Origin of the sequence: Polaromonas sp. CT11-55, assembly GCF_047303325.1 — a bacterium.
GTDB lineage: Bacteria > Pseudomonadota > Gammaproteobacteria > Burkholderiales > Burkholderiaceae_C > Polaromonas.
Genome location: NZ_JBKBEX010000018.1, coordinates 43,300 through 69,069 on the forward strand (window position 1 = coordinate 43,300; position 25,770 = coordinate 69,069).

Below are 25,770 nucleotides of genomic sequence, written 5' to 3' on the forward strand. Positions count from 1 at the left end.
GTAGCCTGCTGGCGGCTTGAGTACTCAGTAGCCTGCTGGCGGCTTGAGCCCATAACCTATTCCCAGCTGAGCTAAACAAGTTGCCTTAGGCTTACTTTCATCGTCGTAGTGATATGACAGCGTTAACAAACTGCCGTTTATTGGGCTAAAAATATAGGCATTGACATCCCAAAATGGCGCAACCCACGGCTGGTCACGATGAGGTCGAGCTCTCAGTTGAGCGTCTAAACGCGCCACACCAAATATCTGGTCCATGTCAGCAGGGGTGATGCAAGCTACTGCCGGGAACCCACCAACGCTCATTCCACCGGGATAAGAAGATTTATCTGCCGGGCTATAGCCGGTGCGGTACTCATTGGTAACGCTTAACATTTCTGGGGCCTGATCCATTGCCACGACATTGAATCGCCACCTACTCGCAGCTCTGTAGTGAGGATCTTTCAGCATCGTGCTCCACTCCAGAACTTCAAAGCCGGTGACTTCCTGCAATCGCCGGGGATCATCAATGACGTTCAAATCCAAGGCGATTTTTAGTCGACCCAAGAAGCCGAGAACCTGTTGTTTTTTAACTTCCATTTTTTTGTCCTGCTGATTTGGTACCGGTAAGGTTTGCTGCGCTGCGCTATTGGCACAAATAAAGATGGCAACAGACAGAAACCGTAGAGCTCTTTTGCATCGGCTTTTAAATTTTGGGATTTGATTTGCCATTTTTTTATGAATTTCTGGACCACGAATCAAGTCAAAGCGATCACGAACTCTGAAGCTGACAGGTTTTGAAAAACACCTTATTTACAAAACACAGAGCGGAGATTACAAGCCAAAGCGCTCAAATTAGGAGCACTGCAGCAGGTTGAACGAACAATCGCAACATCTTTATCCACCAAAAGACAATCACCCAAACCATTAGGTTTACATGTTGTTTGGGCGGAAGAAAAAGAGCGCGAATTTGAACTTTGTGTTCATGCACAGAGAAAGCGGCTGCATGATTGGGCGATTCGAGCCCATGTTCATCGACTATTTTTTCAAGCCAAAAGCGAGGCACGCCTTTGATCTCGCCTACACCCTCGAGGTGTCCGCCCGGTGTCCCGAGCCGACGCGCGTGCAGGCAAATAGGTGAGGTAATAAACACTGCCGCACAGGTCGGGTGGCAGCGAGGCGGTCTTTGGCCCGCCTGGCCAACATGCAGGCGGGCTGATCAATCCCGACGAATCAACGGTTGTTGGACGACGCCAGCCGCAACGCCCGCGTAAGAAACAGCGGGTTGCCGATCACATAACGCTGGAACAGCCGGCGCGGCTCCAATGCGAGGCGGAACACCCACTCCAGCCCGGCCTTTCGCATCCACAACGGGGCGCGCGGTGTCTTGCCGCCCAGGAAATCGATGATGGCGCCGCCGCAGACGATGAGGCAGGGAAAGTCCAGCGCGGCGCGCAGTTGGACGGCAATCTCTTCCTGCCGAGGCATGCCCATGCCCAGCACGATCAGCGCCGGCCGGTGCGTTGCCGCGAGCAGGGAGTACGTCCCCGCATCGAGAAAACCATTGGCGCGTACCAGCTTGCTGTGCGGCGCGAGCTCCTCGCGAACGCGCTGCGCGGCTTTCTCGAGGAAAGGTTCGCGCGTGCCGAACAGCGCGATGCCGCGGCCGTCGAAAGCGCGTATCAGCCGCGGAATCAGGTCGGTGCCGTTGAGGTTGAGGCCGGGCTCCATACGCAGCAGTTTGAACAGCGTCGCCATGCCGGAGCCATCCCTGAGCACCCTGTCGGCCGAACGCATGGCCTCAAAAAACGGCGCAGACACCGCCATCGAATTCATCGCGTGCGCATTCGCGAAAGCCAGCACCGTCGGCGCGCGGGGATGGCTTAATTCGGACAGCAGGGCTTGGCCCTGGTCGGGGCTTTGAACGCGTTCGATTTTTTCGAGCAGCAAGGCCCAGCGCCGGCGCCAGTCGGGCGGACTGTCGGTAAGGGGATTCAACATGGGCTTGCCTGTTTCCGGGATGCAGGCATGAGAAAATCAGGCCCATGACCAAAGCAATGTCCCTTGAGAATTTTCAGCGCACCGTCCGCATCCTCGCGGCGCTCACGCTCGCCATGAGCGCCGCTGTGCTCTATGTGGGCGGTGCCCAGCCGGTGGCCGTGGGGCTGTTTCCCGCGCCCTGGGACAAGCTGGCCCATCTGCTGACTTTTGCCGTGGTCGGCATGGCCGCGGGCCTGGCCGGCGGCATGCGCGGCTGGCGCATGCTGGCCTGTTGCCTCGCGGGTGCCCTGCTGGTCGGGGGCATGGACGAGATTCACCAGATATTCCTGCCGGGCCGCTCCGCGAGCTGGGCAGACCTGGCGGCCGACGCGGCGGGCGGATTGCTGGGCGCGGCGATACTGGCCATGCTGCACCGCCTCTGGGGTGGCCGCCTCACGCAGCACCTCAAGCATCGTTAAGCACCGAGCCCACCAGGGCCACGCCGAACTCGCGCAGGCTGTGCGTGAAGCGCGTCATCTGCGGCAGCGAACTGGTGTTCTGCCGCGCCACCACCAGCGCCGCGCCCGCGCGCACCGCCACCGTATGGGCGTCGGCGCATTCGCTGGCCGGCGGCGTGTCGATGATGATGATGTCGAAATCCTGGCCCAGCGCCTGCAGCAACCTGGAAAATTCCTGCCGGCCCAGCAACTCCTGCGGATTCGGCGGAATCACACCGGCCGGCAGCACCGACAAATCCTGCAGCGCCGAAACGCTGACGACGGCCTCCAGCCCGGCGCGGCCGGCCAGCATGTCCGACAGGCCTGCGCCCTTGCCGAGGTTGAACAACAGGTGCTGGCGCGGCGCCCGCATGTCGGCATCGACCAGCAAGGTGCGCAGGCCCAGCTGCGAAAACACAATCGCCAGGTTGGCCGAGATATAGCTGCGCCCTTCCCGGGAGCCGGCGCTCACGATGGCCAGGCCGCGGCGATCCGGGCCGGTGTCGAACCAGCGCAGCATCAGCTGGCTGCGCAGCGCCCGCAGCTGCTCCACCGGCTGGCTGTTCGGATGGTGGGCTGCCACCAGCTCGCGACTTAAATTGCTTTCGCGGGCCAGGTAGGGATAGTCGAACTGCACCGACAGCGCGTAGCGCACATCGTCATCGGTCAGCAGTCCCAGCGCCTTGCCGGAATCGCCGAAGCGCGCGCCTCGGTCTTTCTGGAAATGCACGATGCGTTCGGCGTCCAGCGGCGAGAGCCGCCCGGCATCGACCAGGATGGCGCCTATGGAGCGGCCCGAGCCAGTCGCCGGCTTGCTGGGCACGGTTAGGGGAACGGGGCGGACCACCGTCTGAGTGCCATTTCTGTTCATATTGATGCTCATGCTTATCCTCCCAAACCGAGCGCCAGCCGGCGCGGACCGCTGAGCCGGGTGTTGCCCGTGCTCGAAGAAATACTGGCCAGTACCGGCAGCTCCAGCATCTGCACCAGGTCCTCGGCGGAGCGCACGCGGCGGTTCGCCAGTTCCAGCAGCAATGCGCAGGCCACGCCCAGCAGGGTGCCGCCGAAGGCGGCGATCAGCAGGTTGAGCAGCAGCCGCGGGCTGGACGGGTTGATGGGCGGCGCTGCGGCATTGAGGCGCACCACATTGGTCTGATTGGTCAAACTCTGCAGGCGCGTCTGCGAGGCGCTCTGGCTCACGGTTTCGTACGCGCGCTGGGCCGACTCGACGTCGCGGCGGTAGACGTTGAGCTCGTCGCGCTGCTTGTTCAGGGCCAGTACGCGGGCCTTCTGCGCGCCGACCGCGCCCTGCAGCTCGCGTTCACGGTCCTTGCCGACGCGGTAGGTGGTCTCGATGGAGGCATTGATGCGCGCGGTCTCGCTGGCCAGCCGGCTCTTGAGGGCGGCCAGTTCGGACTCGGCGCGCTGGCGCTCGGGGTGGTTCTCGCCCAGGCGCACGCTGACTTCCTGCACCTTGGCCTCCTGCCGCGCCACGTCGGCCTTCAGGCCGTTGATCAGCGGGCTTTGCATCACCTCGGCGATGGTGTCGCCGCGCGAGCCGCGCTTGCTCTGGCTGTCGGTGGTGTCGCCCTGCACCGTGGTGAGCTGCGAGGACAGCTCAGCCAGCTTGGTGGTTTCGTAGTCCACACGCTCGTCGCTGCTGACGATGCCGGCCTTTTGCTGGTATTCCGAGAGGCGGGCCTGGGCTTCCTCCAGCTTGGCGCGCGAGGCCTTGGTCTGCTCGTCGAACCATTCCGCATAGATGCGGGCGGGTTCGGTCTTCAGGGCCAGGTTGATGTCCAGGTAGGCCTGAGCGAAAGCGTTGGCGACGTTCGCGGCTTCTTCGGGCTCGCTGCCCTTGTAGGTGATGTTGATCACATTGCTTTCGCGCGCGGGCCGCACGTCCAGGCGCTTTTGCAGCGAATCGGCGATCCAGCCATCCAGCGTGCCGCGGCCTTCCGTCGCTTCCATCCAGCGCTCCTTGGTGCGCGGGTTTTCGTCGAGCTTGAGCATCTTCACCACGCGCTGGGCGACGCGGTCGCCGCCAATGATGTCCACCTGTGTGGCCATATAGCTAGGCGCCACCAGACCCTGTATGGGCGCGCTGCCGGCCCCGGCCACCGGGTCGGGCGAGCGCACGTCGACGAGCACGGCGGTCTGGGCCGTGTATTTTTTCGGCAGCACCAGGCTGATCGCCAGCGCCGCGGAGATCGCGAGCAGGATGATCAGCACCGCCACCTTGTAGCGGGCGCGCAGTATCAGTAAAAATTGATGGAGTGTCATGGCTTTCCAGTCATGGCTGTTAGAAAAGTTAGAAAAGGCTTTCGCGGACGTAGATCACGTCCTCGGGGCGAACCAGGTCGTTCAGGTTGGGCGTGGTTTCCACGACCTTGCCCGAGGCGTCGCGGCGGTGCAGCTTCAGGCGGTTCTGGCTGCCGCGAACGGTCGGGCCGCCGCCCTGGGCCAGCGCCTGCATGACCGTCATGCCGCGCTCGATGCGGTAGGGGCCGGGGCGCTGCGCCTCGCCGTAGATGTAGAACATGGGCGCCTTGTTGACGTACAGGGTGTCCCCGCCCGCCAGCACGATGTCATCGTCGGATTTCGCGTTGAGGAACAGCGCCGGGATGTCTATCACCTTGCGAAACGGCTTGCCGTCGCGCTGGCCGGTGACGATCAGTTCGTCGTCGCCGGTCGGGGTGGTGCCGCCGGCGGCGGCCAGCATGTCGCTGACGCGGGTGTTGAAGGTCTCCAGCGGAAAGCGCCCGGGCCGGCTCACCTGGCCCAGCACCGCCACCTGGTTGCCGCGCACCTGGCGCAGCACGATGTTGACCTGCGGCACCTTGACAAAGCCGCCGCTGCGCAGCGCATCGGCGATCTTCTTTTCAGCCTCGGCAATCGTCAGCCCGCCGAGCTGCACGCTGCCCACCAGCGGGTAGCTGATCACGCCGCTTTCCGAGACACGCGCGTCAATGGACAGGTCGGGGCTCTGGTAGACCTGCACACCGATGGCGTCGCCAGCGCCCAGCCGGTAGTCCTGGCTGTTAGGCAAGGCGGGTGTGGCCGCCACCGAAGGGGGCGCCACCGGCGCCGTCGTCGCCGCGGCCTGGACTGAAGAAGGGGGAACGGCCGTCTGGGCCGCCTGGGGTGTCGGCGGGCTTTGCGCCCACAGCGGCGCGACAGCGACGCACAACAAGGTGCTCAGAAGGTATCGGGTCATGGATTTCAAGTTCAGCGGGTTCATCTTGTCGCCTTTGGGGAAAGCAGGGATTCAGGAAAGCTCGGAAAAAGGCCGGACCGGCGAGCCCCGGTCAAAAGCTCGCGTCGGCCGACAGGCCGAAGGAATTGCTCTTGTAGTCAAAGCCCGGCTCGTTGGACTTGCGCCTGTCGCTTTGCACCGACGCCGTCAGCTTGAGCGCGCGCATGGCCTGCCATTCGAGGGCCAGGGACACCAGGTCGGTGGTGTCGCGGCGGCCGCTGGCAACAAAGCCCGGCAGCGGCCCCTTGAAGTCGCGCGCACCGTGGTCGTAACGCAGGCGCACCGCGGTCTTTTCGGTGGGCTTCCAGGTCGGTGCGACAAAGAAGCGCCAGCCTTCGTAGTAACTCGATGTGTTGGTCTGGTAACTGGCCAGCTCGCGCACCAGGCCGCCGGCCAGCGTGCTCTTGGGCGTGATGGCCCAGGCCGCGTCAAGCTGGCCGGTCACGCCGGAAAAGTCCCGCGCCCCCACGCCGTCGTGCTCGCGATCCAGGTACGCGACCCTGGCCCGCAGCGTGGTCTTGGCGCTGGGTGCCCAGTCAAGGCGAAACTCATGCTCCCGGTCGGTGAAGTTGCCGGCGATCCCTGGCGACAGGAAGCGGCCTGGGTATTCGCCCTTGCCTTCCCTGAAGCGGTAGGCCATGGAGGTGCCGGACGGGTAGACATAACGCACGCCAGCCTCGGCGCCGTGGATTTTGGAGTCGGCCTCGAAGGTATTGGGCTGGCTGTTGGAACTGGTGCGCTCGAACAGGCCGCCCACCAGGCGCCAGGCGCCGTCGAGTTCGTACTCGGCGTCAAAAATGGTGGAGCGGTTGGTACGGCGGTTGATCTGCCCCGTGCCCTGCACATCGGCATAGGTGTCGACATATTCGCGCCTGTCGCTGGTCAGGTTGCCGTGCAGCCTGGGCGTGAAGCTCCAGCGCCAGGCGGCCGCGTAGTTCACCGCCGTGAAATCCAGATAGGAAAAACGGCTGTAGCGGTGGTCCTCGATATTCGCGTCAAACTCGAACCGCTGCAACCCGTAGGGCTTGTTGATCTTGAAGCCCGCCGTGGTCACCGCCACGTTGTCGTCGCGCTCGGGCCTGCCGAGCACGGCCTGCGTGTTGGCGGAATCGGGCAGCCGGAACACATTGCTGTCGTGCGTCACGCTTTGCCCCAGCCGGAACTGCAGCGTGTCCAGGTCGTCGGCCTGCGCGGCCAGGGGAAAGAGCCCCAGCAGCAGCAAGGGAATCGGGAGGAGTTTTTGAGGGTGCTTCAAGGGCGAGCCTCCGCGGAAGGATGAAAAAAAGATACTGAATACATGGTGGGGTGGCGATAGTCCGTTTGCCCTAATGGCAGCGCTGCATAGGCAGCCTGATGAACGGGTGGATGCCATCTCCTTTCTTTTTTAATAAGCCGCGCCGTCCTTGAAGACCAGGCGAATGGTTTTCAGGATGATGAAAAAATCCAGCTGCAGCGACCAGTTGCGCAGGTAGTCCAGGTCGCAGTCGATGCGCGACTGCATCTTGTCCAGCGTGTCGGTTTCGCCGCGCTGGCCGTTGACCTGGGCCCAGCCCGTGATGCCGGGCCTGACCTTGTGGCGCACCATATAACCCTTGATGAGCGAGCGGTACATCTCGTTGTGCGCCACGGCGTGCGGGCGCGGGCCGACGATGCTCATGCGGCCCTGCAGCACGTTAACGAACTGCGGCAGCTCGTCGAGCGAGGTCTTGCGCAGGATGGCGCCCAGGCGGGTGACCCGCATGTCGTTCTTGCTCGCCTGGCGTATGGTGCCGCCGTCCTCGGTAACGGCCATGGAGCGGAATTTGTAGACCAGGATCTGCTCGCCGTCCAGGCCGTAGCGGCGCTGCTTGAAAATGACCGGCCCCGGCGAGTCCAGCTTCACCAGCAGGGCAATGACCAGCATGATCGGGAAGATCAGCAGCAGGATCAGCAGCGACAGCACGACGTCGCTGGCGCGCTTGAGGAAACCGTTGACGCCGCGGAAGGGCGTGTCGCAGACCGAGATCACCGTGACGCCACACACCGTGTCGCTGCGGCCCTGGATCAGGTCGGTGATGAACATGTCGGGCACAAAATAGATCGAGGCGGTGGTGTCCTTGAGCCCGTCCAGCACCTGCAGGATGCGCGGGCGCGAAGCCATGGGCAGCGACAGGTAGATGAACTGGATGCGGTGCTGCTTGACGTAGGCCGGCAGGTCGTCGATTTTTCCGACCAGCCGGTGTTCGTCCTGCGCTTCCCTGCGGTCTTCGCCGCGGTCGTCGAAAAAGCCCTTGAGCTCTATGCCCGAGTAGGCCGAGCCGGCAATGTTCCGGGCCAATGAGACGCCCTGCTCGTTCATGCCGACGATCACCGCCCCGCGCGGCGGCCCCTGTAGCTTCAGCAGCTGCGGCGCCGCCGCCCTGAGGGCCAGGTGCGCGCCGGCCTGGGCCGCGGGTGCAACCCACAGCCAGTGGCTCAGCACGGTCATGGAAAATTTGTGGAAGTACTCCGTCACATAGCCGGTCAGCAGCAGCAGGCCGGCTATCCATATCCAGTGAAAGGCGATTTTCGAGAACACCTTCCACACCGGCAGGCGCAGTTGCGAGCTGCCCGGAAAGGTCAGCGAGAACACGATGACGGACAGGATCAGGTAGGCGGGCCGCACCGAGCCCTCAAAATAAAACGCCAGTGCCCACAGCGAAAACACCAGCACCAACGGGTCCAGCCCGGCTTCGACGGCGGTGAACAGGTGGCTGCGCCCCAGCCCCATGGAGCGAGGTTCGCGCTGGTTGAGCCAGGCGGACGCGGAACTAAGCTGGTTTGCTTCAGCCATACATGCCTACCCTTGTCACTTTGGAAACCGCCTGCGCGCGATTGAAGACGTTGAGCTTCTGGAAGATGCGCTGCATGTGGTTCTTCACGGTGAAGCCGCTGATGTTGAGAATGGCGCCTATCTCGGAATTGGTTTTGCCCATGGCCACCCAGGCCATGATCTGGGTCTCACGCTCGCTGAGGCCGCTGGCGTCCTCGGCCGGGCCTCGCATGGCGGCGGGGCGGCGCTGCTGCTGCGGCAGCGGCGTCATCTGGCGCAAGGCGGCATCCACGCTGGGCATCAGCATGCGCAGGGCCGTGCTGCAAGGCTCGGCCGGGATGTCCCCCGCGCTCATGAACACATAGAGGCACTCCTGCTGCGCCCTTTCGTCCTGCAGGCCGTGTATCAATACCGAGCGCATGCCGCGCAGGCTGCCCGGGAAGGAGCCCGGCAAGCTCGCCTGGCCCAGCAGGTAGTCGAATTCGCTGAAGTCCAGCCGGCAGGGCTGGCGGTCGGCGGCCAGCCAGCGCTCATGGAACTTGCCTAATAGAAAGGGCAGCCCGTCCGTGCCCGCGGCGTAGGAGCGCGCACCGGGAAGCCTGGACACGACGTCGTGCTGCAGGGCGCCCTGCTGGAAATCCCCCCAGCCCGCGAGCAGAATGTCGTGGGGAAGGCATTGCTGCATGTCGCCCTGAAGCCAGGCCAGCAGTTCGGCATGCCGCGTGATGGCCGTACTTTGCACGACCAGCGCCGCATAGCGCGCGGAATCTTCGCTTGAAAGCGGAGTGTGAGAATTCATTTCCGGATGTCACTTCCTGTATTTGTTCCGCGAAATCGCCAGGTGACGGCGCTGCGAAACGGCTGATTGAGGATCGAACACATCTGCAAAAGACGCCATGCGCCAAGCGAGACAGTTGATGTAGGAGACGAACCCAGTTTAGGGTTTTCCCGATTGATTCATTTGACAGAAAGGCGGTGCATTCGTTGCAACAACGTAACAGCTGTGCGCTGGATGTTGGATGCCGCGCAAAACGATACTGCTTGCAACAGTTTGCTTTTTTGCGGGCCCGAAGTTGCAGCCTTGCTTGATTACGCTCTAGGCATCTCCCCCGCATTGATCTATCTCGTTGATCTATTCGTCATTCGGCGCTTCCACGCGCACGCGCGGCCCGCGATCCGGGTGGCGGGAGATTTCATGCACCATGAAGAAAGGAACCCACATCCGATGACCGGCCAGAAAATGAAACGCAGTCTTGAGGTGGATACGTTAAGGGGCATTGCCTGCGTCCTGCTGGTCCTGTTTCATGTGGTGGGGGACACCCCCAGCGTCGGATTAAGGATTCCGGAAGGCCACTGGCTGCAGGTCTTCAATGAAGCGCTGGCCTATATCCGCATGCCGCTGTTCTCTTTTATCTCGGGCTACGTCTACGGCTTTCGGCCCTATCAAGGCAACGCCCCGGCTTTCATCAAGGGCAAGGTGCGCAGGCTGCTGCTCCCCTTGATCACGGTGGGAACCATTTTTGCCGTCGTGCAGGCGCTCACCCCGGGCGCCAACAACGCGGTGGACCGCTGGTGGCTGCTGCACATCGTGCCGGTGGGGCATTTCTGGTTTCTGGAAGCGCTGTTCATCGTCTTCCTGGTCGTGGTCCTGCTGGAGCACCTGAAGGCACTGTCGACGCCGGCCGGCTTCGCGCTGGTATGGGCCCTGAGCGCGGTGCTGTTCGACTACTTCAGCCCGCCGAATTATTTTGCCGCCCAGGGCGCCGTCTACCTGCTGCCCTTCTTCCTCGCGGGGCTGGCCTGCAAACGCTTCGAGATCAGCGGACCGGCCGCGCGCGGCATCGCGGCGGCCGTCTTCATCTGCGCCGCGACCGCGGCCATGCTGCTTCCGCAATATTCAGAACAGGGCAACTCCATGGCCGCGCTGGGCCTCGGTGTGTGCAGCGCCTTTTTGCTGCTGCGCAGCGGCTGGAGCTCACCGCGCCTCGCCTATGTCGGCTCCTATTCGTTCGCAATCTACCTGCTGCATGTGTTCTTCACCGCGGCAAGCCGCATCGCCTTGAAGAAAATAGGCGTCACGGATATCTATGTGCTGATGGTGGCGGGCCTGGCCGCGGGCCTGGCCGGGCCGATTGTGTCGGCGCTGCTCATCAGCCGCTCCCCCAGCCTCAATCTCTGGCTGCTGGGCACAACCGGCGGCGGACCTAAAGCCAAAGCAAAAGCAGCGCCGGCCTGACACGGCCGCCTGTTTCGCCCCTTCGCGTTATTCCGCCTGACAGCGGCAACACCTTTGCGCTATAAGGGTAACAACCTTTTACAGGACTCTCCCTGTGCGCATGGCGAAGTTGTACCACCGCAAATGGCTGTGGATCCGGTTGCCCATGGCGCTCGCCGCCGCAGCCACGGCCACCGGCCTGTGGCTGTTCGTCTATCCCATGCCGCCCGCTCAGCTGAGCATCACAACGGCCGCCGCGGACGGCGCCTACTACCTGCATGCCAAGCGCTACGCCGAGAAACTCGCGGAGCACGGCATCACGCTCGAGATCCAGACCTCGGCCGGTTCGCAGCAAAACCTGGAGCGCCTTCGCCAGGCCGTGAATCCCTCGGACCTTGCCCTGATGCAGGGCGGCTTCGGCTACCTGGGCAGCTCGCTGGAAAGGCGCGACCGCAGCCGCGTCGAAACCCTGGTCAATGTAGATGTGGAACCGGTGTGGGTTTTCATGCGCGGCCGCGAAATCGATTCGCTCAACCAATTGCAGGGCCTGCGCGTGGCCATAGGCCCCGAAGGCAGCGGCACCCGCAGGGTGGCGCTCAAGCTGCTGGAGCAGGCGAGGATGGAGGCCGGGGACCTGACGCTCTCCCCGCTGACCAGCAGCCCCGCCGTCCAGGCCCTGCGGCAGGGGGCGGTCGATGTGGTCTTCATCGTCGCCGCGCCCGAGTCCTTCGTGGTGCAGAACATGCTGAGCCTGCCGGGCATCCACATGGCGAACATCCGCAAGTCCGCCGCCATCACCGAGCGCAACCCCTACCTCGAGTCGCGCCTGCTCGCGCAAGGCACGCTGGACGCGCGGCTGCCCCCGCGCGACATCACGCTGCTGACCACTTCGGCCAGCCTGGTGGCGCGCGAGGGCCTGCACCCCGCCCTCAAGCGTCTGGCCATCGCGGTGGCCATGGACGTCCACGCCGGCGGCGGGCTGTTCCACCGCGCGGGCGACTTTCCTTCGCTGCGGCGCATCGACTTTCCCACCGCGCGCGAGGCGCGCGAAACCCTGACGCACGGCCTGCCCTGGCTGGAGCGCGTATTGCCCTTCTGGTGGGCCCAGGTCGTCGAGCGCATCCTGCTGATCGTGCTGCCTGTGCTGCTGCTGGCCTTGTGGCTGATGCGCCTGGTCCCGGCCTACCTGCGCTGGGTGCTGGAAAGCCGCGTGAACCGCTGGTACGGCGAGCTCAAGTTCATTGAAAACGACCTGGGCCAGGAATCGCTCTCGGGGCTGGACCTGACACGCTTCCTCATACGCCTGAACGGCATCGACAAGGCCATGATGGCGTTTGCCACACCCCGCGACCTGATGGCGCGCTGCTACACGCTGCACCAGCACATCGAGTTTGTGCGCCAGCGCCTGTACCGAATGAGGGGGCGGTAAGGGCGATGAAACTGCTGCTGCTTTACCGCCGGCGCTGGTGGCTGTTCTACCTGCCGGTGCTGCTGTGCACGGCCCTGGCCCTGTGGTGGTCGGCCACGCAATGGAAAGTGCTGCCGCCCAGCGAGGTGCTCATAGGCGCGGGCTCGCCGCAGGACGGCTACTCCATGCTGGCACAGCGCTATGCCGAGCAGCTCGAGCGCATGGGCGTGCGCGCCGAGCTCGTGTATTCGGACACGCAAAAAGGCTCGCTGGATCGGCTGGGCCGGCCGGGCGATGCCACCAGCATTGGTTTTGCCCAGGGCATTTATGCCAACGCCAATGCCAATGCCGACACCGGGGTGCAGGCGCTGGCCGTCGTGGGCCAGGAGCCGGTGTGGATTTTCTCCACCACGGGCGGGCCGTTGTCGCTGGCGCAGGCCAGGGGCTTGCGCATCGCGGCGGGGCCGGCTTCGTCCTCATCCTTCATGGCGGCCATGCTGATGCTGGCGCACGCCGGCGTGCGGCCCGCGGACGTGCAGTTCGACAGCAGCGCCGGCGTGGCGGCCGCCAATGCGTTGATCGACGGCAAGGTCGACCTGGTGTTCCATGTCGCAGGTGACGATTCGCAGGCCGTGCAGCTGCTGACGCGCAGCAGCGGCATACAGCTGCTGGGCGTTGAACACGCGGGCGCGCTGGCCGCCCAGAACCCGCGCCTGCAGCCGCTGCTGCTGCCGCAGGGCGCGATCGAGCTGCGCGGCGACATCCCGCCCAGGGACCTCACGCTGATGAGCCTGCAAACCCACTTGCTGGTGAGGCAGGACGTGCATCCGGCCCTGCAGCGCGCCTTGCTGGACGCCGCCATCGAAATCCACGAGATACCGAACTTTTTGCAGCGCCACGGCCAGTTCCCGAGTTTTCGCGGCAGCGACTTCCCGCTCTCGGCCACGGCCCGCGGCTACAGCCTGGGCGCACGCCCATGGATGGAAACCCTGCTGCCCTACCGCACGGCCCAGTACGCGGAACTGGTCTTCTATGCCATCCTGCCGCTGCTGGGCATCGCGCTGCTGATGCTGGCCTGGATCCCCAGGCTGTTCGACTGGCGCATCAGCTCAGCTTTGAACCATTTTTACGGCGACCTCAAATTCCTCGAAAGCGAGATGGACGAGGTCGCCGCCGACAACCCCGTGGCGCTGCGCCGGTTGCTGGAGCGGCTGGACAATATCGAACGCCAGGTGGTGTCGCTGGACTTGCCCGACGAATTTTCCGAGCGCTGGTATACCTTGCGCGAGCACCTGGCGGCGGCGCGCGAGCGGTTGCTCAAGCTCAGGTCGCGCTAGGGTCTGCTGGTGCCACGATCAGTCTGCCCCCAGTGGATCATATTTCGATGGAATTCAATAGTTGGCGCATTTGCCGAATTCGACCTGGGGATGATTCGCGAACGCACACGCGAAGGACTGTACGCAGCGATGCGTCGAAGCCCCACATCAGGTAGGCCGAGGGCAATGACGCCAGCAGAAGAGAGTGAAGCTGTACACCCGGTTCTAACCCGACAAGCTAGAAAGTCGGCTGGTGCGCGACGCTTCGGTACTCACATTAGTAGCGTGAAACACGCTTTGCATAGGGCAAACGGTCAAACCGAAATTTTTCCGGAACACTAACTAAGGCTAACTCGGATGCATTCGCCAAATGGAATAGCGCTCTCAAACCAGAATTCACAGGCCGTACCATCCGTTTCGCTTATGCATCCGACCTGAAGTACGGGTTCCGACTATTGGAGTTGTACTCAACCCCTACAGTTCTGCGCAAGGGGGGGCGACCAACGGCTCCTCGTTCGAGGAAAAAATGGATCAAGCAAGCATGAGAATGCACAGCATCTCTTTTTCTTTGATCTCGATATTGACTCCAACTCACCTACGCGTGAACTTGGCGTGGAACTCCGCTCGCTCAAGGTCAACTGGTAGGCCATGATCACCTTCTCGATAGTAAGTACTGAGAAGTTCATGTGCCGTGACGTCGCCGCCCTCGGCTGCTTTGAGCACCCAACGAACGCCTGCCTGCCGGGTTGATTCGTTCGTGTTCTCAACCAGTTGCATTCCTAAAAGACACTGCGCGTAAGAATTCCCCGCTTGAGCCGGAACTGACAAGAGATCGATTGCTTCTTGCGAGTTCTGCTTGACCTGATCGACATAGCCCGACAGCTTGAGCAACGCCATTGACACCATAGCAGTAAGATGACCCTTCGAGATAAGGTCTTCAAGCATGGCAATTCCCAATGGGACATCTCGATAATCCCCTTTCGCCGAGATTCTGTGCCCTGCAAGCGCGCACTGGGCGTCTAGATTCCCTGACGCGGCAGCAGCACTGCACCAGCGTATGGCTTCAGCTTCGTTGTGAGCGCCAGCGAAGCCGTACCGTAAGATGGTCGAGGCAACACATTGGGCCTCCACGGATCCCCCGCGAGCCTCGGCCAAACACCAATCCAGTGAACTTTGCGGATTCTCCCGCAAGCTGAATCCGTTGACTTGTAAGAATTGAGCCGCGTACTCAAGTGACATAAGGTCTAGCACACTACCACCTCCATTAGAGGGTTTTCGGACCAAGCGGCAGAGATTTCACCTGGAAACCGGGGCATCTGCTGTTGTGGGCCTCTACCTCTTTGTTAAATTCCAGAACACGGGCTCGATAGTCCGCGATATGCAGGTTCCCCACGAGCAACATTCCATAGATCAAGTAGCGCTTGTTCTCCAATGTATTCTGCGCCTTCCTGCACCCATCGTCTGGATCACAGAATTTCTTCCAAATTTCGACGACGTTGTTATAGAGAGCGTCGTTAGCAGCCCTGCCGCTAGGTGTCGTTGAATTTACCGTCAACACTGTCGCAGCGATTAGAAGTGCCCCGGCCACTCCAATGGCGATCGACTTTCCCTGCGGATCGCTGTAACTGAGTGGATTTCCCTCCACGTAGCCAAATGTATTTATACCACCCCGAAGCCCAATGGGGTCGGACTGAATATAGCGCCCAATACGCGGGTTGTACTCCCGATTCCAATTCTGGAATAGGCCACTTTCAGCATCAAACACTTGGCCAGGAAGGCGCTGGTTAAAGCTGAAGGTCCCCAGGCCGCTGGGGTTTGGATCCGGCGCCGTCGCACCAAAGGGTTCTGCCATATCCCAACGCCAGGCAATCGCTTCGTCGCTCTGGCGAGTAATGATGCGCGGCGCACCGAGCTGGTCGGTCGATACGTTGTACAAGCTGATAGCAATATTGCCGGCGCCCGCATTGCCCGTCTGCTTGACCACCCCAATCGGGACACCCATCAGGTAGATGGTTTCATAAAGAAGAGCACCGTTGACGTCGTATTCGCCAAGCAACTTACCTTCTTCGTCATAGACGTAATAAGTTGCCCCCATCGGTACCAGGGTCGTCGGACCCGTCTTGCCAACCCGCAGCTCCAAGGCGTTGTAGCTGTAGCTGACCGTGCCCCCCGCATTCGTCATCGTTGCCATCCGGCCCCGGTCACTATGAGTATAGGTATTGATCCCATCACTCGTGATATTGCCCGCCGCGTCATGCACCACGGTGGCCGTGCCACCCACATCCTGCGTCTGCGTCAGCTTGTTGCTGGTGGCCGAGATGGTGTTGGCATAACTGATTCCGCCAATCACCTTGGCCGTGCGGTTGCCGGTGGCGTCGTAGCTGTACTGGATGGCCGTACTGCCCAGCGTGGCGCTGATGAGGCGGTTCAGGTTGTCATAGCCAAAACTCTGGTCAAGTGCGGGAACGGAGGCTCCGTTGCTAACATGCGTGTAACCGGTGATGCGACCCGCACTATCGCGAAGAACAGTACGGCGAATGCCGGTTGTTGTCGGGTCACCCAGGTTGTAAGCGCTGATCTGGCCGTTGGCGTCGTAACTAATCGCCTGAGTCTTGGTGCTGGCCCAGGTCCAGCCGGTCAGCTTGCTTTCGGCGTTTTGGGTGATGCCCGAGAGCATCGGCAAGGTGGATGCCGTGTTGGTGCCCACACCATTGGCATTCGGCGGATTGACCGTGATACCGGAAACATCGCCATAGGCGTTGTAGCTGTAGTTGACACGGGTGCCACTCGGATAGGTGATGGCGGTCAGCTTGTCCAGCGCGCTGCCACTATCACCCCAGGTGTAGCCGACCATAAACGTCCTGGCGCCCGTGGTCTGGACCTTGGAGGTTTTGCGGCTCATGCTGTCGTAGGTGTAGACAGCCTGGCCGGATGCATCGGTGATCTTGGTGAGCTGGCCGATGGCGCCCGGGATCGGGGTGGTGCCGCCGTCATACTCAAAAACACTGTCGGTCCCTGTGGCGTACTGCACACGGGTCAGACGGTCCCCGTTGTCATAGGTGTACTGGGTCAGCTTGCCTCTGGCATCGGTCTTGGTGAGCAGGTTGCCGACAGCGTCATAGGTGTACTGGCTCGCACCCGTGTCCGGGCTGGTCTGCGCCGTGACGTCACCGAGGCCGTTGGGGCTGTAGGTGGTATTGAGGTTGCGCGGGTCGGTGACCTGGGTCAGACCGTCAGCGGCGTTGTAGGCAAAGCCGATGGTGGTCGGGCTGGTGCTGCCAATATTGGCCGGCTGCTGGGTCTGGATGGGACGACCCAAGCTGTCGTAATAGGTGTAGCTGGGCAAGCCGTTGGGATCCAGAACCGTGGTGGGCCTGCCCACGGCGTCGTAACCGTACTGCCAAGTCAGGGTGCCGGCATTGACGATGACGCTGATGCCACCAGAGATGGATGGATCGTTGTTCGCATCGCCTGCGTATTCGGCGCTTAGGCTATGGTTGCCCACGGCCAGCGAACTGATGGCTAGCGTGGCCACGCCGCTGCTCAAGGCGCTGCTACCTACGGTGGTGGCTCCGTCCTTGAAGGTGACAGTGCCCGTAGGGCTAGCGCCCGTGACGGCAGCGGTCAACGTGATGCTTTGCCCGACCGGAGCGATGCTGGCGCTGCTGCTCAGGCCTGTCGTGGTGAGGGTGGCTGCGTGAGCAGGCACCATGGGGGCTAGCAGCGACAGACTGCACAGCCATACGGTGAAGGTTTTGCCGATTCGGCTTGTTATTTGTTGTGTTTTCAATTGCTCGCTCCCGTGACTTGCTGCACTCGGCTTAGGGTGTCGTAGACGCGCGTGATATTTCTTTGCAGGGTGTTCGACGAGTCTTTCACCTGCTCGCCGACCTTGTTACCCATGTTGTCCAGGGTGTAGGTCACCGAGTTGCCTTTGGCATCGGTGACGCTGGTCAACCTGTGCGCGGCGTCATAACCATAGCTCAGCGTTGTGCCATCTGGCATGGTTGCAACTGCGAGCTGGCCTACATCGTCATAGGTATAGGTAGTCGTTCTGGCCGTACCACCTGGCGGAGTGGCCGCCACACTGTTCACCCAACCTCTTGGTGTGTAAGTCATGTTGGTCACAACGCCGTTGGGGTCGGTCATCTGGCGCACGCGCCCGGCCCTGTCATACAGCGTGAACTGCGTGACGTGGCCTGCCGCGTTGGTGATGCTTTGCAGATCGCCAGCCACGTGGCCTATGGCATTCGGGTCATTGACGGGCGCCGTGGGTGGCGTGAAGCTGGCCGTGTAACGGGCCACACCTTTGGTGATGCGGACATCGTCTATATAACCATGCCATGTCTGGCCGCTCGGGTAGGAGACGTAGGCTTGCGTGACGGAGGTGATGTTGCTGGTGTCCGCCCAGGAAGTCACCGGGCTGCCTCCGAAGTTGTTGTTGCGCACGGTCAGCAAATTGCCGTCCAGGAAAGCCCGGGCGACGCCGCTGTTGCGCGTGAGGGCCACATGGTGCCAGGCGCCGACAAGCGTCTCTTGCGAGTGGTCCGCGCTATACAGCGTGGGGAATGTCGAAGAATCGATCCCATACAAAAGCCTGCCGCCAAATCCGCCGTCCCCAAAGCGAATGGCCATGTTTGTCGATCCCCAGGGGATCACCAAAGCACTTCGGTAGCTTGAGCCCGCCGAAGCCAGGTAGAACCACGCTTCGATGGTGAAGTCGCCGGTGCCGAAGTTGAGGTTGTTGCCCGGGCTGGCCGGAACGGTCAGATAGTCCCCGTCACCCCCAAAAGTCATGGACGAGCCACCGGATTTTTTCTGCGCGGTGCTGATCTTGGCCCCGCCACCCACGGTGATCGTCTTGGGGGCGGAGGCAGTATCCAGTATGGTCGTTGAATTGTTGGCGCCCTCGCCACGCAACAGAACACTTACCGAAGAAAAGTACGGATCTGAATTGGCCTCTGAGTCAGAAAAACTCGATGCCGTGGGATAGTAAGCGCGGGTGGTCACACGATTCAACGGATCCGTGCTGGTGAGCACCCGGCCCATGGCGTCATAAGTAAAGCTGGAAGTACGCGACGGCACGCTGGTATCTATCGTGGCGGCAAGACCCTGGGCACCGTCGGCGTCCGTGGAGGCCTGCTCCACCCTCTTGCACACCACAGGTAGGGCTTTGCCGTCGGGCAGCGCTGCGGCCGTGGTGCAATAGGCCACGGTATTGCTGTTAAACGGATCAGGCTGGCCGTGGTAAACCGTACTGGTGATCAGCAAAGGCTGGCTTACCTTGATGGGCAGGCGCCAGTCGGCATGCCAGCTGGTCTCGGTCTTGCGGCTTCCGGCGGGCAGCGTTGAAGCACCGGGCAGGACGCTGGCACAGGCCACGGTGGTGGCCAGGCCCTCGACACGCACGGTCTCACGGTTGCTTGTGTCATAGGCATAGCAGCTGCGCTGGCCGCTGAAGTCGTCGGTGGACGTCAGGTTGCCGCTGGCGTCAAACGTTGAGGCATTGTTCGAAGCCCCATAGCCGGAGCCGGCCGGCTGCGAGAAGCCCGTCGGCAGCGGATAACCCAGCACGTTGCTGTTGCTGGCATTGGTGGTTTCCCCATTGGGCCGTGTCAGCTGCACGCCGACCGGGGCCTGCCACTCGTGCGTGCGGGTGGTGATCTGCGTGCTGGAGTCGTAAGTCTGCGTCATGGTGACCTGCGGCGGCGCCGTGTAGCTCACCGAGTGCCTGTCCACGCCACCGGCATGCTCGGTCGACAACGCACGCCCGGTGGCATCGTAGGAAAAAGTGGCGTACCGGACATTCTTTTCGTCGATCACACCTGTCAAGGCCCAAGGCAAGGAAGTGTTTTCATACACGAACTGGCGGGTCTTGGTGTCCGGCCAGGTCAGCTGCTTGAGGTTGCCGCCGGTATCAAAGCTGATGCCTATCGTGCGGCCCGTGGAGTCGCTGACACTGGTGATGACCCCATCGAGGGCGGCGATCCCGCCGGATGGCAAGGTGTAGACGAAGCTCAGGAAGCGGCCGTTGTTGTCGGTGACTTTCAGTAAATACCCGGCTTCCGGGGCAGCCCCTCCGGGCGCGCTGCTGTAGCTGAAGCTCAGCATGTTGCCGGCCGTATCGGCCCAGCTGATGAGTTGGCCTGCCATGTTGTACGTTTCGATGATGCGTGACTTCGCATCAACATAACGGTAGCCGCCGGAGATGGCCGCGAAAGTTCCGTTCACATCGGCATCGGCGATGTAGGCGGTTCCCGAGTATCGGAAGCTGACGGTATGGCCGTTGCCGCGGAACAAGGTGGCGCCAAAAGCGCCGGTTCCCATGACCAGGTTGCGGTGCAGGCTGCTTTCCCACAGGCCGCCCAGCGAGGGCATATTGCCGAAGGTCTTGGCGGTCTTGCCCGCAGCGATGGCTGCCGCCTGCTTGGCGCTGTCGTAGGTGAAGACCAGCGGCTGCCCGCCCACGCTCATGCCGGTGGCGACGGGCTCCACCTTGGCGCCAATCAAGGGGTAAATGGGATTGGCCTCGCACCATGGGCAGCTTGAAGCCTTGGTGGCGCGCAGGATGTCGACGGTCGTGCCGCCCACGCCTCCGGGAGAGCACCCATTCTTGGCGGAATTCTCTATATAGCCGGCGTTGCAGTTGCAGGTGGATCCGGACTGTGTTGAATTGATGGGGCAGCCGGCCGGTATGGTGCAAGAGAACGCACCGTAGAGGGCACTGCCTGCTTTCACAACGCCGCAAATGACATTCCCGTTCGGAACCGTGATATAGGGCTGCGGAACCATGGCCTCCCAATTGACAGTATCTTGCAGGATCATGAATGGGGCACCGCTTGACGACGATCCCTGCGCCTGACATGACGATGCCGCATCCGTGGAACACGGCCCATTGCCTGCGTATATGCCTTGGCGTGCTGCGGCAACCGGAAAAGCCTGGGCTGCGGAAGAAAGTAAAAAGCCCAGGAACAAAATTGCAATGAGCCGCCGCATAAATTCTTTCGACATAACCGCCTTTACAAGTTGCCGGACAAGCGCTTGAGCGGTTCCATCCGCTGCATGCGAGCACAGTGAAGCCACTCGCACCATGTCCGGTGCGGGTCGTTGAAAAGAACCCACGTGAATCCCTCTTTGATTTTTTCTTGTTGCGCTTCAAGCAAGCAAATGTGAAGGCAGTCTAGAGAGAGGGTCTGTGCTTGTCATCCTCCATCTGTGGTAACAAATCACATGTGTGCATATAGACAACGAAATCTTCGGATTCGAAATTCCGCCTTACCAATCTCATACGCTTCTGATAAAAGTCACCTGACAAAATCGAGCGAGATGTAATTCAAATAGCGTATTCATCAAGAGCCAACGACTTCTTTATGCTTCATTACCGTTGGCGCTAGCCCGGCCTGGCTGCATTCTTCGGCGCCAGCTGCCGCGTTTGGTGTCACGTGCTGTTACTACCGAGTTCGTTTTCGCAGTCCTGCCGTTTAACACGCGAAGCCAACAGCTTCGAACCAAGAAGTGGCTCAACACCAAGAAGAAACAAACCCTGGCCTAAACTGTGCGGTACGTTGGCCTACACGCCGCGGCAAACAAGAACAGAGAATATGGAGATACGAGACACATGAACATCGTCATCACCGGCGGCGCCGGCTTCCTGGGCGCAAGGCTGGCGCAGCAGCTGCTTAAACAGGGACGGCTTTCTCTTGCAGGCGGCGTACCGCAAACCATCCAGACCGTGACCCTGGTCGACCGGGTCGCCCCGCCGGCCGCGCTGGCAGCGGACCCGCGCGTGCGCGCCGTGGTCGGCGACCTGAACGAACTGCTAGCAAGCGGCACCGCCTCGCAGGTGGTGCGCGCCGAAGACGCGCTGGTGTTCCACCTGGCCGCGGCCGTCAGCGGCGAATGCGAAGCCGACTTCGACCTCGGCATGCGCAGCAATGTCGACGCGACACGCGCGCTGCTGCAGGCCTGCCGCAAGCTGGGAAGCTCGCCCACCGTGGTGTTCGCGAGCTCGCTCGCGGTGTTCGGCAATTCGCCGGCGCAGCCCCTGCCGCCGGTGATCGACGACAGGACGCTGCCCACGCCGCAGAACAGCTACGGCATCCAGAAATTCATCGGCGAGCAGTTGGTGGCCGACTACGCGCGCAAGGGTTTCATCCGCGGGCGCAACGTGCGGCTGATGACCGTCAGCGTGCGACCCGGCAAGCCCAACGGCGCGGCCTCCAGTTTTTTGAGCGGCATGATCCGCGAGCCGCTGGCGGGCCTGCGCGCGGCCTGCCCGGTGCCGCCCGAAACCGCCGTGGCCCTGTCGTCCCCCGCGCGAACCATTGAAGGGCTGGTGCGCGCCGCCGAAGCCGGCGATGCGGAATGGGGCGCGCGCACGGCGGTCAACCTGCCGGCGCTGAAAACCACCGTAGGCGAGATGGCCGCCGCGCTCGAACGCGTGGCCGGCAAAGAGGCCGCCAGCCTGATCGACTGGACGCCCGACCCGGCCGTCGCCAACATCGTGACGAACTGGCCGGCCACCATAGATGCGGCGCGGGCCAGAGGCCTGGGCCTCTTGCCCGACCAGGACTTTGACAGCATCATCGCCGCGCACTTAAGCGAAAACCCGCGCACCGCGCCCGAGGCGATGACGCAATAATAGGTGTGCATACGGCTGGCTGCACATCGCAGTCGCGGATTTTCCGAACACAACGATTATTTGGAGACACCATGAAAATTTCAAAACTGCTGGTCGGCATGGCTTTGGGCTTGGGATTCATCGCATCGGTGAGCGCGCAAAGCACCATGCGCATCAGCATTTCCACAGCCCAGAACTCGCACCAGGGTGTCGCCATCGACACCTTCGCAAGGGAAGTCGAGAAACGCACGGCCGGCCGCTACAAAATCCAGACCTTCTACAACGGCGCACTGGGCGGTGAACGTGAATCCATCGAGGCCGTGCAACTGGGCACCCAGGAGCTGGCCTTCTCTTCCACCGGCCCGGTGCCCAATTTTGTGCCCGAGACCAAAATCCTCGACGTGCCCTTCCTGTTTCGCGACAAGGCGCATGCGCGCGCCGTGCTGGACGGCCCCATAGGCCAGGACTTGCTGACCAAATTCGATGCCAAGGGCTTCAAGGCGCTGGCCTGGGCCGAGAACGGCTTTCGCCACATGACCAACAGCAAGCGCGACGTGAGGCTGCCGGAGGACCTGAAGGGGCTGAAGATGCGCACCATGGAAAACCCGGTGCACATCGCGGCCTACAAAGGCCTGGGCATCATCACCACCCCCATGGCCTTTCCTGAAGTGTTCACCGCGCTGCAGCAGGGCACCGTCGACGGCCAGGAGAATCCCCTGTCCGTGATCATGTCCGCCAAGTTCGACCAGGTGCAAAAGCACCTGTCACTGACCGGCCATGTGTATTCGCCCTGCATTTTCCTGATGAACAAGGCCTCCTTCGACAAGCTCAGCGCCGCCGACAAAACGGCCTTCATCGACGCGGCCAAGGAAGCGACCAAAGCCAACCGCGCCCGCGTCGACCAGGATGACGCCAACGGGGTGGCCGATCTGCGCGCCAAGGGCATGACCGTGATCGAGAACGTCGACAAGGCCAAGTTCGTGGCCACGCTGGCGCCCGTCAATGCCGAATTCGAAAAGCAATTCGGCAAGGCCAATATCGACGCGATCCGCAACTACAAGTAAGGGTGCGCAGGCTGGGGTTTTCGCCACGGTTTGCCGCATCCGGTGTCGCTGAATACGCCCGCAGGCATCGCACTGGCGGGCGTTTTCCATCCACCCTCCCCTCTCCATCGGCCCTCTCATGAAACAAGCTTTCCTCAAACTTGAGCGATGGACCACCGGCTTTTCCATGCTGGTGGCCTGCCTGATGCTCGTCATCGCGGCGATGCTCGGGATGTTCCAGATCGTCACGCGCTTCGTCCTGGAGCAGCCCGCCGAGTGGAGCGAAATCCTGATCCGCCTGAGCCTGATCTGGATGGTGTTCATGGGCATCCCCATGGCCTTCCGGCAAGGTGCCATGGTCAGCGTGGATGTGCTCTACCGCTGGAGCCCACCGCGCGTGCGGCGCGTGCTGGACTGGCTGGTCTGCCTGGCGGCTCTGGCGCTGATCGCGGTGATCGTCTGGTGGGGCTGGGACTACGCACTGCGCGGCCGCGTGCAGTCCATGGCGGGCCTGGAATCCGTCTCGATGTTCTGGGGCTATGTGGCCATGCCGGTCGGCGGCATGTTCTGCGTGATCGGCCTCATCGGCAACCTGATCGATCCACAGCGCAACGAACTGGAAACCGCACAATGAAAACACAAGTTGGATTTCACCCCATTCAAGCAGGGGCCGCGGAACCGGCTTTGCCGGGCCGCAGGCGCAGCGGCCCCCTCGGGGGGAAGCGCATTACACGAAGTGAACAGCGTGGGGGCCAAGTATGACCGCGGTAATGATTTCAACCATGGTGCTGTGCTTTGCGCTCACCGTTTCGGTGGCCGTCTCCATAGGCCTGGCGTCGATCTTCGGCATCCAGGCCTCCAACGCCAACATGCTGATCTCCGTCAAGGAGATGTTCTCTTCCATCAACAAGTTTCCCCTGGCAGCCATTCCCTTCTTCATCCTGGCCGGCAACCTGATGGAAACCGGCGGCATCTCGCGCCGGCTGGTCGAATTTGCCAAAAGCATCGTGGGCGGCATCCAGGGCGGCCTGCCCATGACCTGCGTGCTGACCTGCATGATTTTCGCGGCCGTGTCCGGCTCGTCGGTGGCCACCACCTTTGCCATAGGCGCCATCCTGATACCGGCGCTCATCAAGCACGGCTACCCCACTGCCTACGCCGCGGCCCTGCAGGCCACCAGTGCGGAACTGGGCGTGATCATTCCGCCGTCCATCCCCATGATTCTTTACGGCGTCAGTGCCGAGGTCTCCATCGGCGAGCTCTTTATCGCCGGCTTCGGCCCGGGCTTGCTGATCGGCTTCGCGCTGATGCTGTTCGTGCACCTGTACTGCCGCTGGAAGGGCTGGGGCAAACACGACGGCGACGGCAGGCTGAGCTTCGGCAAGGCGACCTGGCAGGCAGGCTGGGCGCTGCTGATGCCCGTGATCATCCTGGGCGGCATTTACGGCGGGATTTTCACGCCGACCGAGGCGTCCGCCGTTGCGGTGTTCTACGCACTGGTCGTCGGCGTCGTGATCTACCGTGAAATCAAGCCGACCGACCTCTACGCCATCCTGCGCAAGTCGGTGCTCTCCAGCGCCGTGATCATGTTCATCATCGCCAACGCCGGGTTGTTCGCCTTTTTGATCACCCGGGCGGGCGTGCCGGATGCCATCGGCCACTGGCTGGAAGCCGTGCTGCAGTCGCCCGCCCTCTTCCTGCTGGGCGTCAACGCGGCGCTGTTCGTCATCGGCATGTTCATAGAGACCAGCGCCGCCATCATCGTGCTGGCACCCATCCTGGCGCCGGTGGCGGTGCATTTCGGCATAGACCCGGTGCACTTCGGGCTGGTGATGGTGGTCAACCTCGCGCTGGGCATGATCACACCGCCTTTTGGCGTGAACCTCTTCGCGGCCTGCACCGTCGCCAGGATATCGCTGGACCGCATCGTTACCCACCTGGTTCCCTTTGTACTGGTCATCCTGGCCTGCCTGATGGTGATCACTTACGTACCGCAGCTGTCGCTGGGCCTGCGCGACCTGGTCTACGCCAAATAGCTTTTTTCAGGCGGGGGTTTCACGCCGCTGTCATCTGCGCAAGCCATGCTCGGGCTTTCATTTCAGGATGAAATCCATGCAGCTCCACAAAACCGACCGCGCCCGCGCCGAGCTCAGGCCCGGCGTGAGAACGCTTGGCCAGCGCGAGCGCACCCTGTTGCTGATGGCCGACGGCAGCAAATCCGCCCAGGATTTCCGCCCGCTGTTCGACGGCGACGGCGAAGCCATTGCCCTGCGCCTTTTGCGCGAGGGCTTTCTGGAGGCGCATCCGGGCAAAACGGTGGCAGCGCCCGCCCCCGCGCCGGCACCGACACCCGCGCAATTGCAGAACTTCCCCAGCCCCGAAACCACCCAGGCCATCCAGGTCTCGGCCGACCAGTTTGAAGGCAAGCGCTCACTGGCCACGACGCGCATGTTCCTCTTCGACATCTGCGAGCGCATGTTCGCGCGGCGCGACCCGGTCATGGCCGAACGCTTTCGCGAAGCGCTGCGCAACGCCAAGGACCGCGAGAGCATGCTCACGGCTTCGCGCGAAATGATCGAGGAAATCGAAAAAATCGCCGGCCACGAGCGCGCCGACTCCATCAGCGAGCGCATCGCCATGCTGCTGCCGCAGCACCAGGTAGCCTAAG

20 protein-coding genes are annotated in these 25,770 nt (G+C 62.2%); 9 read left to right on the forward strand and 11 right to left on the reverse strand.

Translation table 11 applies throughout. The features are described 5' to 3' along the window. Positions 1-24: 24 nt before the first annotated feature. Entirely contained in the window at positions 25-708 is a 684-nt protein-coding gene (locus tag ACEN8I_RS16360) for a hypothetical protein (RefSeq protein WP_413329572.1), read from the reverse strand. Between the two features lie 501 nt (positions 709-1,209). After that, complete coding sequence (locus ACEN8I_RS16365; RefSeq protein ID WP_413329573.1) at positions 1,210-1,977, reverse strand: WecB/TagA/CpsF family glycosyltransferase; 768 nt, start codon at positions 1,975-1,977, stop codon at positions 1,210-1,212. A 44-nt stretch (positions 1,978-2,021) separates the two neighbouring features. Here ACEN8I_RS16365 and ACEN8I_RS16370 point away from each other — a divergent pair, with 44 nt between their 5' ends. After that, complete coding sequence (locus tag ACEN8I_RS16370) at positions 2,022-2,435, forward strand: VanZ family protein (RefSeq protein WP_413329574.1); 414 nt, start codon at positions 2,022-2,024, stop codon at positions 2,433-2,435. On the opposite strand, the gene epsG is transcribed toward ACEN8I_RS16370, so the two are convergent. From epsG to epsA, 6 genes are all read right to left on the reverse strand, one after another. After that, positions 2,422-3,336: a chain length determinant protein tyrosine kinase EpsG gene (gene epsG / locus ACEN8I_RS16375; protein WP_413329575.1), complete on the reverse strand. Its 915-nt coding sequence runs from the start codon at positions 3,334-3,336 to the stop codon at positions 2,422-2,424. The genes ACEN8I_RS16370 and epsG overlap by 14 nt on opposite strands. Positions 3,337-3,338: 2 nt before the next feature. Further along, positions 3,339-4,736, reverse strand: coding sequence for a chain length determinant protein EpsF (epsF, locus tag ACEN8I_RS16380; protein ID WP_413329576.1), 1,398 nt, complete (start codon positions 4,734-4,736; stop codon positions 3,339-3,341). Positions 4,737-4,764: 28 nt separating this feature from the next. Then, positions 4,765-5,670, reverse strand: coding sequence for a polysaccharide export protein EpsE (epsE, locus tag ACEN8I_RS16385; protein ID WP_413329577.1), 906 nt, complete (start codon positions 5,668-5,670; stop codon positions 4,765-4,767). Positions 5,671-5,761: 91 nt separating this feature from the next. Beyond that, positions 5,762-6,964 (reverse strand): XrtB/PEP-CTERM-associated polysaccharide biosynthesis outer membrane protein EpsL, encoded by a 1,203-nt coding sequence (epsL, locus tag ACEN8I_RS16390; RefSeq protein WP_413329578.1) that lies wholly within the window; start codon positions 6,962-6,964, stop codon positions 5,762-5,764. Between the two features lie 129 nt (positions 6,965-7,093). Continuing rightward, complete coding sequence (locus ACEN8I_RS16395) at positions 7,094-8,521, reverse strand: undecaprenyl-phosphate glucose phosphotransferase (RefSeq protein WP_413329579.1); 1,428 nt, start codon at positions 8,519-8,521, stop codon at positions 7,094-7,096. Beyond that, complete coding sequence (gene epsA, locus ACEN8I_RS16400) at positions 8,514-9,299, reverse strand: XrtB/PEP-CTERM-associated transcriptional regulator EpsA (protein ID WP_413329580.1); 786 nt, start codon at positions 9,297-9,299, stop codon at positions 8,514-8,516. Before epsA ends, ACEN8I_RS16395 begins: the two co-directional genes overlap by 8 nt. Before the next feature lie 213 nt (positions 9,300-9,512). Here epsA and ACEN8I_RS16405 point away from each other — a divergent pair, with 213 nt between their 5' ends. From ACEN8I_RS16405 to ACEN8I_RS16415, 3 genes are all read left to right on the forward strand, one after another. Then, positions 9,513-10,736 (forward strand): acyltransferase family protein, encoded by a 1,224-nt coding sequence (locus tag ACEN8I_RS16405; protein ID WP_413329582.1) that lies wholly within the window; start codon positions 9,513-9,515, stop codon positions 10,734-10,736. Positions 10,737-10,836: 100 nt separating this feature from the next. Further along, positions 10,837-12,144, forward strand: coding sequence for a TAXI family TRAP transporter solute-binding subunit (locus ACEN8I_RS16410; RefSeq protein WP_413329583.1), 1,308 nt, complete (start codon positions 10,837-10,839; stop codon positions 12,142-12,144). 5 nt (positions 12,145-12,149) lie between these two features. Then, positions 12,150-13,460, forward strand: a complete 1,311-nt coding sequence (locus ACEN8I_RS16415) for a TAXI family TRAP transporter solute-binding subunit (protein WP_413329584.1) — start codon at positions 12,150-12,152, stop codon at positions 13,458-13,460. 570 nt (positions 13,461-14,030) lie between these two features. Here ACEN8I_RS16415 and ACEN8I_RS16420 read toward each other — a convergent pair. The 3 genes from ACEN8I_RS16420 to ACEN8I_RS16430 all read right to left on the reverse strand — a co-directional run bounded on the left by ACEN8I_RS16420 (position 14,031) and on the right by ACEN8I_RS16430 (position 20,030). Next, entirely contained in the window at positions 14,031-14,384 is a 354-nt protein-coding gene (locus ACEN8I_RS16420) for a tetratricopeptide repeat protein (RefSeq protein ID WP_413329585.1), read from the reverse strand. A gap of 319 nt (positions 14,385-14,703) precedes the next feature. Further along, complete coding sequence (locus ACEN8I_RS16425) at positions 14,704-17,151, reverse strand: Ig-like domain repeat protein (protein WP_413329633.1); 2,448 nt, start codon at positions 17,149-17,151, stop codon at positions 14,704-14,706. Positions 17,152-17,225: 74 nt separating this feature from the next. Further along, a complete protein-coding gene (locus tag ACEN8I_RS16430) occupies positions 17,226-20,030 on the reverse strand; it encodes a LamG-like jellyroll fold domain-containing protein (protein WP_413329586.1) in 2,805 nt (934 codons plus the stop codon). A 1,027-nt stretch (positions 20,031-21,057) separates the two neighbouring features. Between ACEN8I_RS16430 and denD the strand changes: the two genes are divergently transcribed. The 5 genes from denD (at position 21,058) to ACEN8I_RS16455 (ending at position 25,769) form a co-directional block, all read left to right on the forward strand. Then, on the forward strand, positions 21,058-22,080 hold the full coding sequence (denD, locus tag ACEN8I_RS16435; protein ID WP_413329587.1) for a D-erythronate dehydrogenase: 1,023 nt from the start codon (positions 21,058-21,060) through the stop codon (positions 22,078-22,080). A gap of 71 nt (positions 22,081-22,151) precedes the next feature. Next, positions 22,152-23,123, forward strand: a complete 972-nt coding sequence (locus tag ACEN8I_RS16440) for a TRAP transporter substrate-binding protein (protein ID WP_413329588.1) — start codon at positions 22,152-22,154, stop codon at positions 23,121-23,123. Between the two features lie 118 nt (positions 23,124-23,241). After that, positions 23,242-23,736 (forward strand): TRAP transporter small permease, encoded by a 495-nt coding sequence (locus tag ACEN8I_RS16445; RefSeq protein WP_413329590.1) that lies wholly within the window; start codon positions 23,242-23,244, stop codon positions 23,734-23,736. 124 nt (positions 23,737-23,860) lie between these two features. Beyond that, entirely contained in the window at positions 23,861-25,138 is a 1,278-nt protein-coding gene (locus tag ACEN8I_RS16450; RefSeq protein ID WP_413329591.1) for a TRAP transporter large permease, read from the forward strand. Between the two features lie 76 nt (positions 25,139-25,214). Beyond that, positions 25,215-25,769: a hypothetical protein gene (locus ACEN8I_RS16455; RefSeq protein WP_413329592.1), complete on the forward strand. Its 555-nt coding sequence runs from the start codon at positions 25,215-25,217 to the stop codon at positions 25,767-25,769. Position 25,770: the final 1 nt, after the last annotated feature.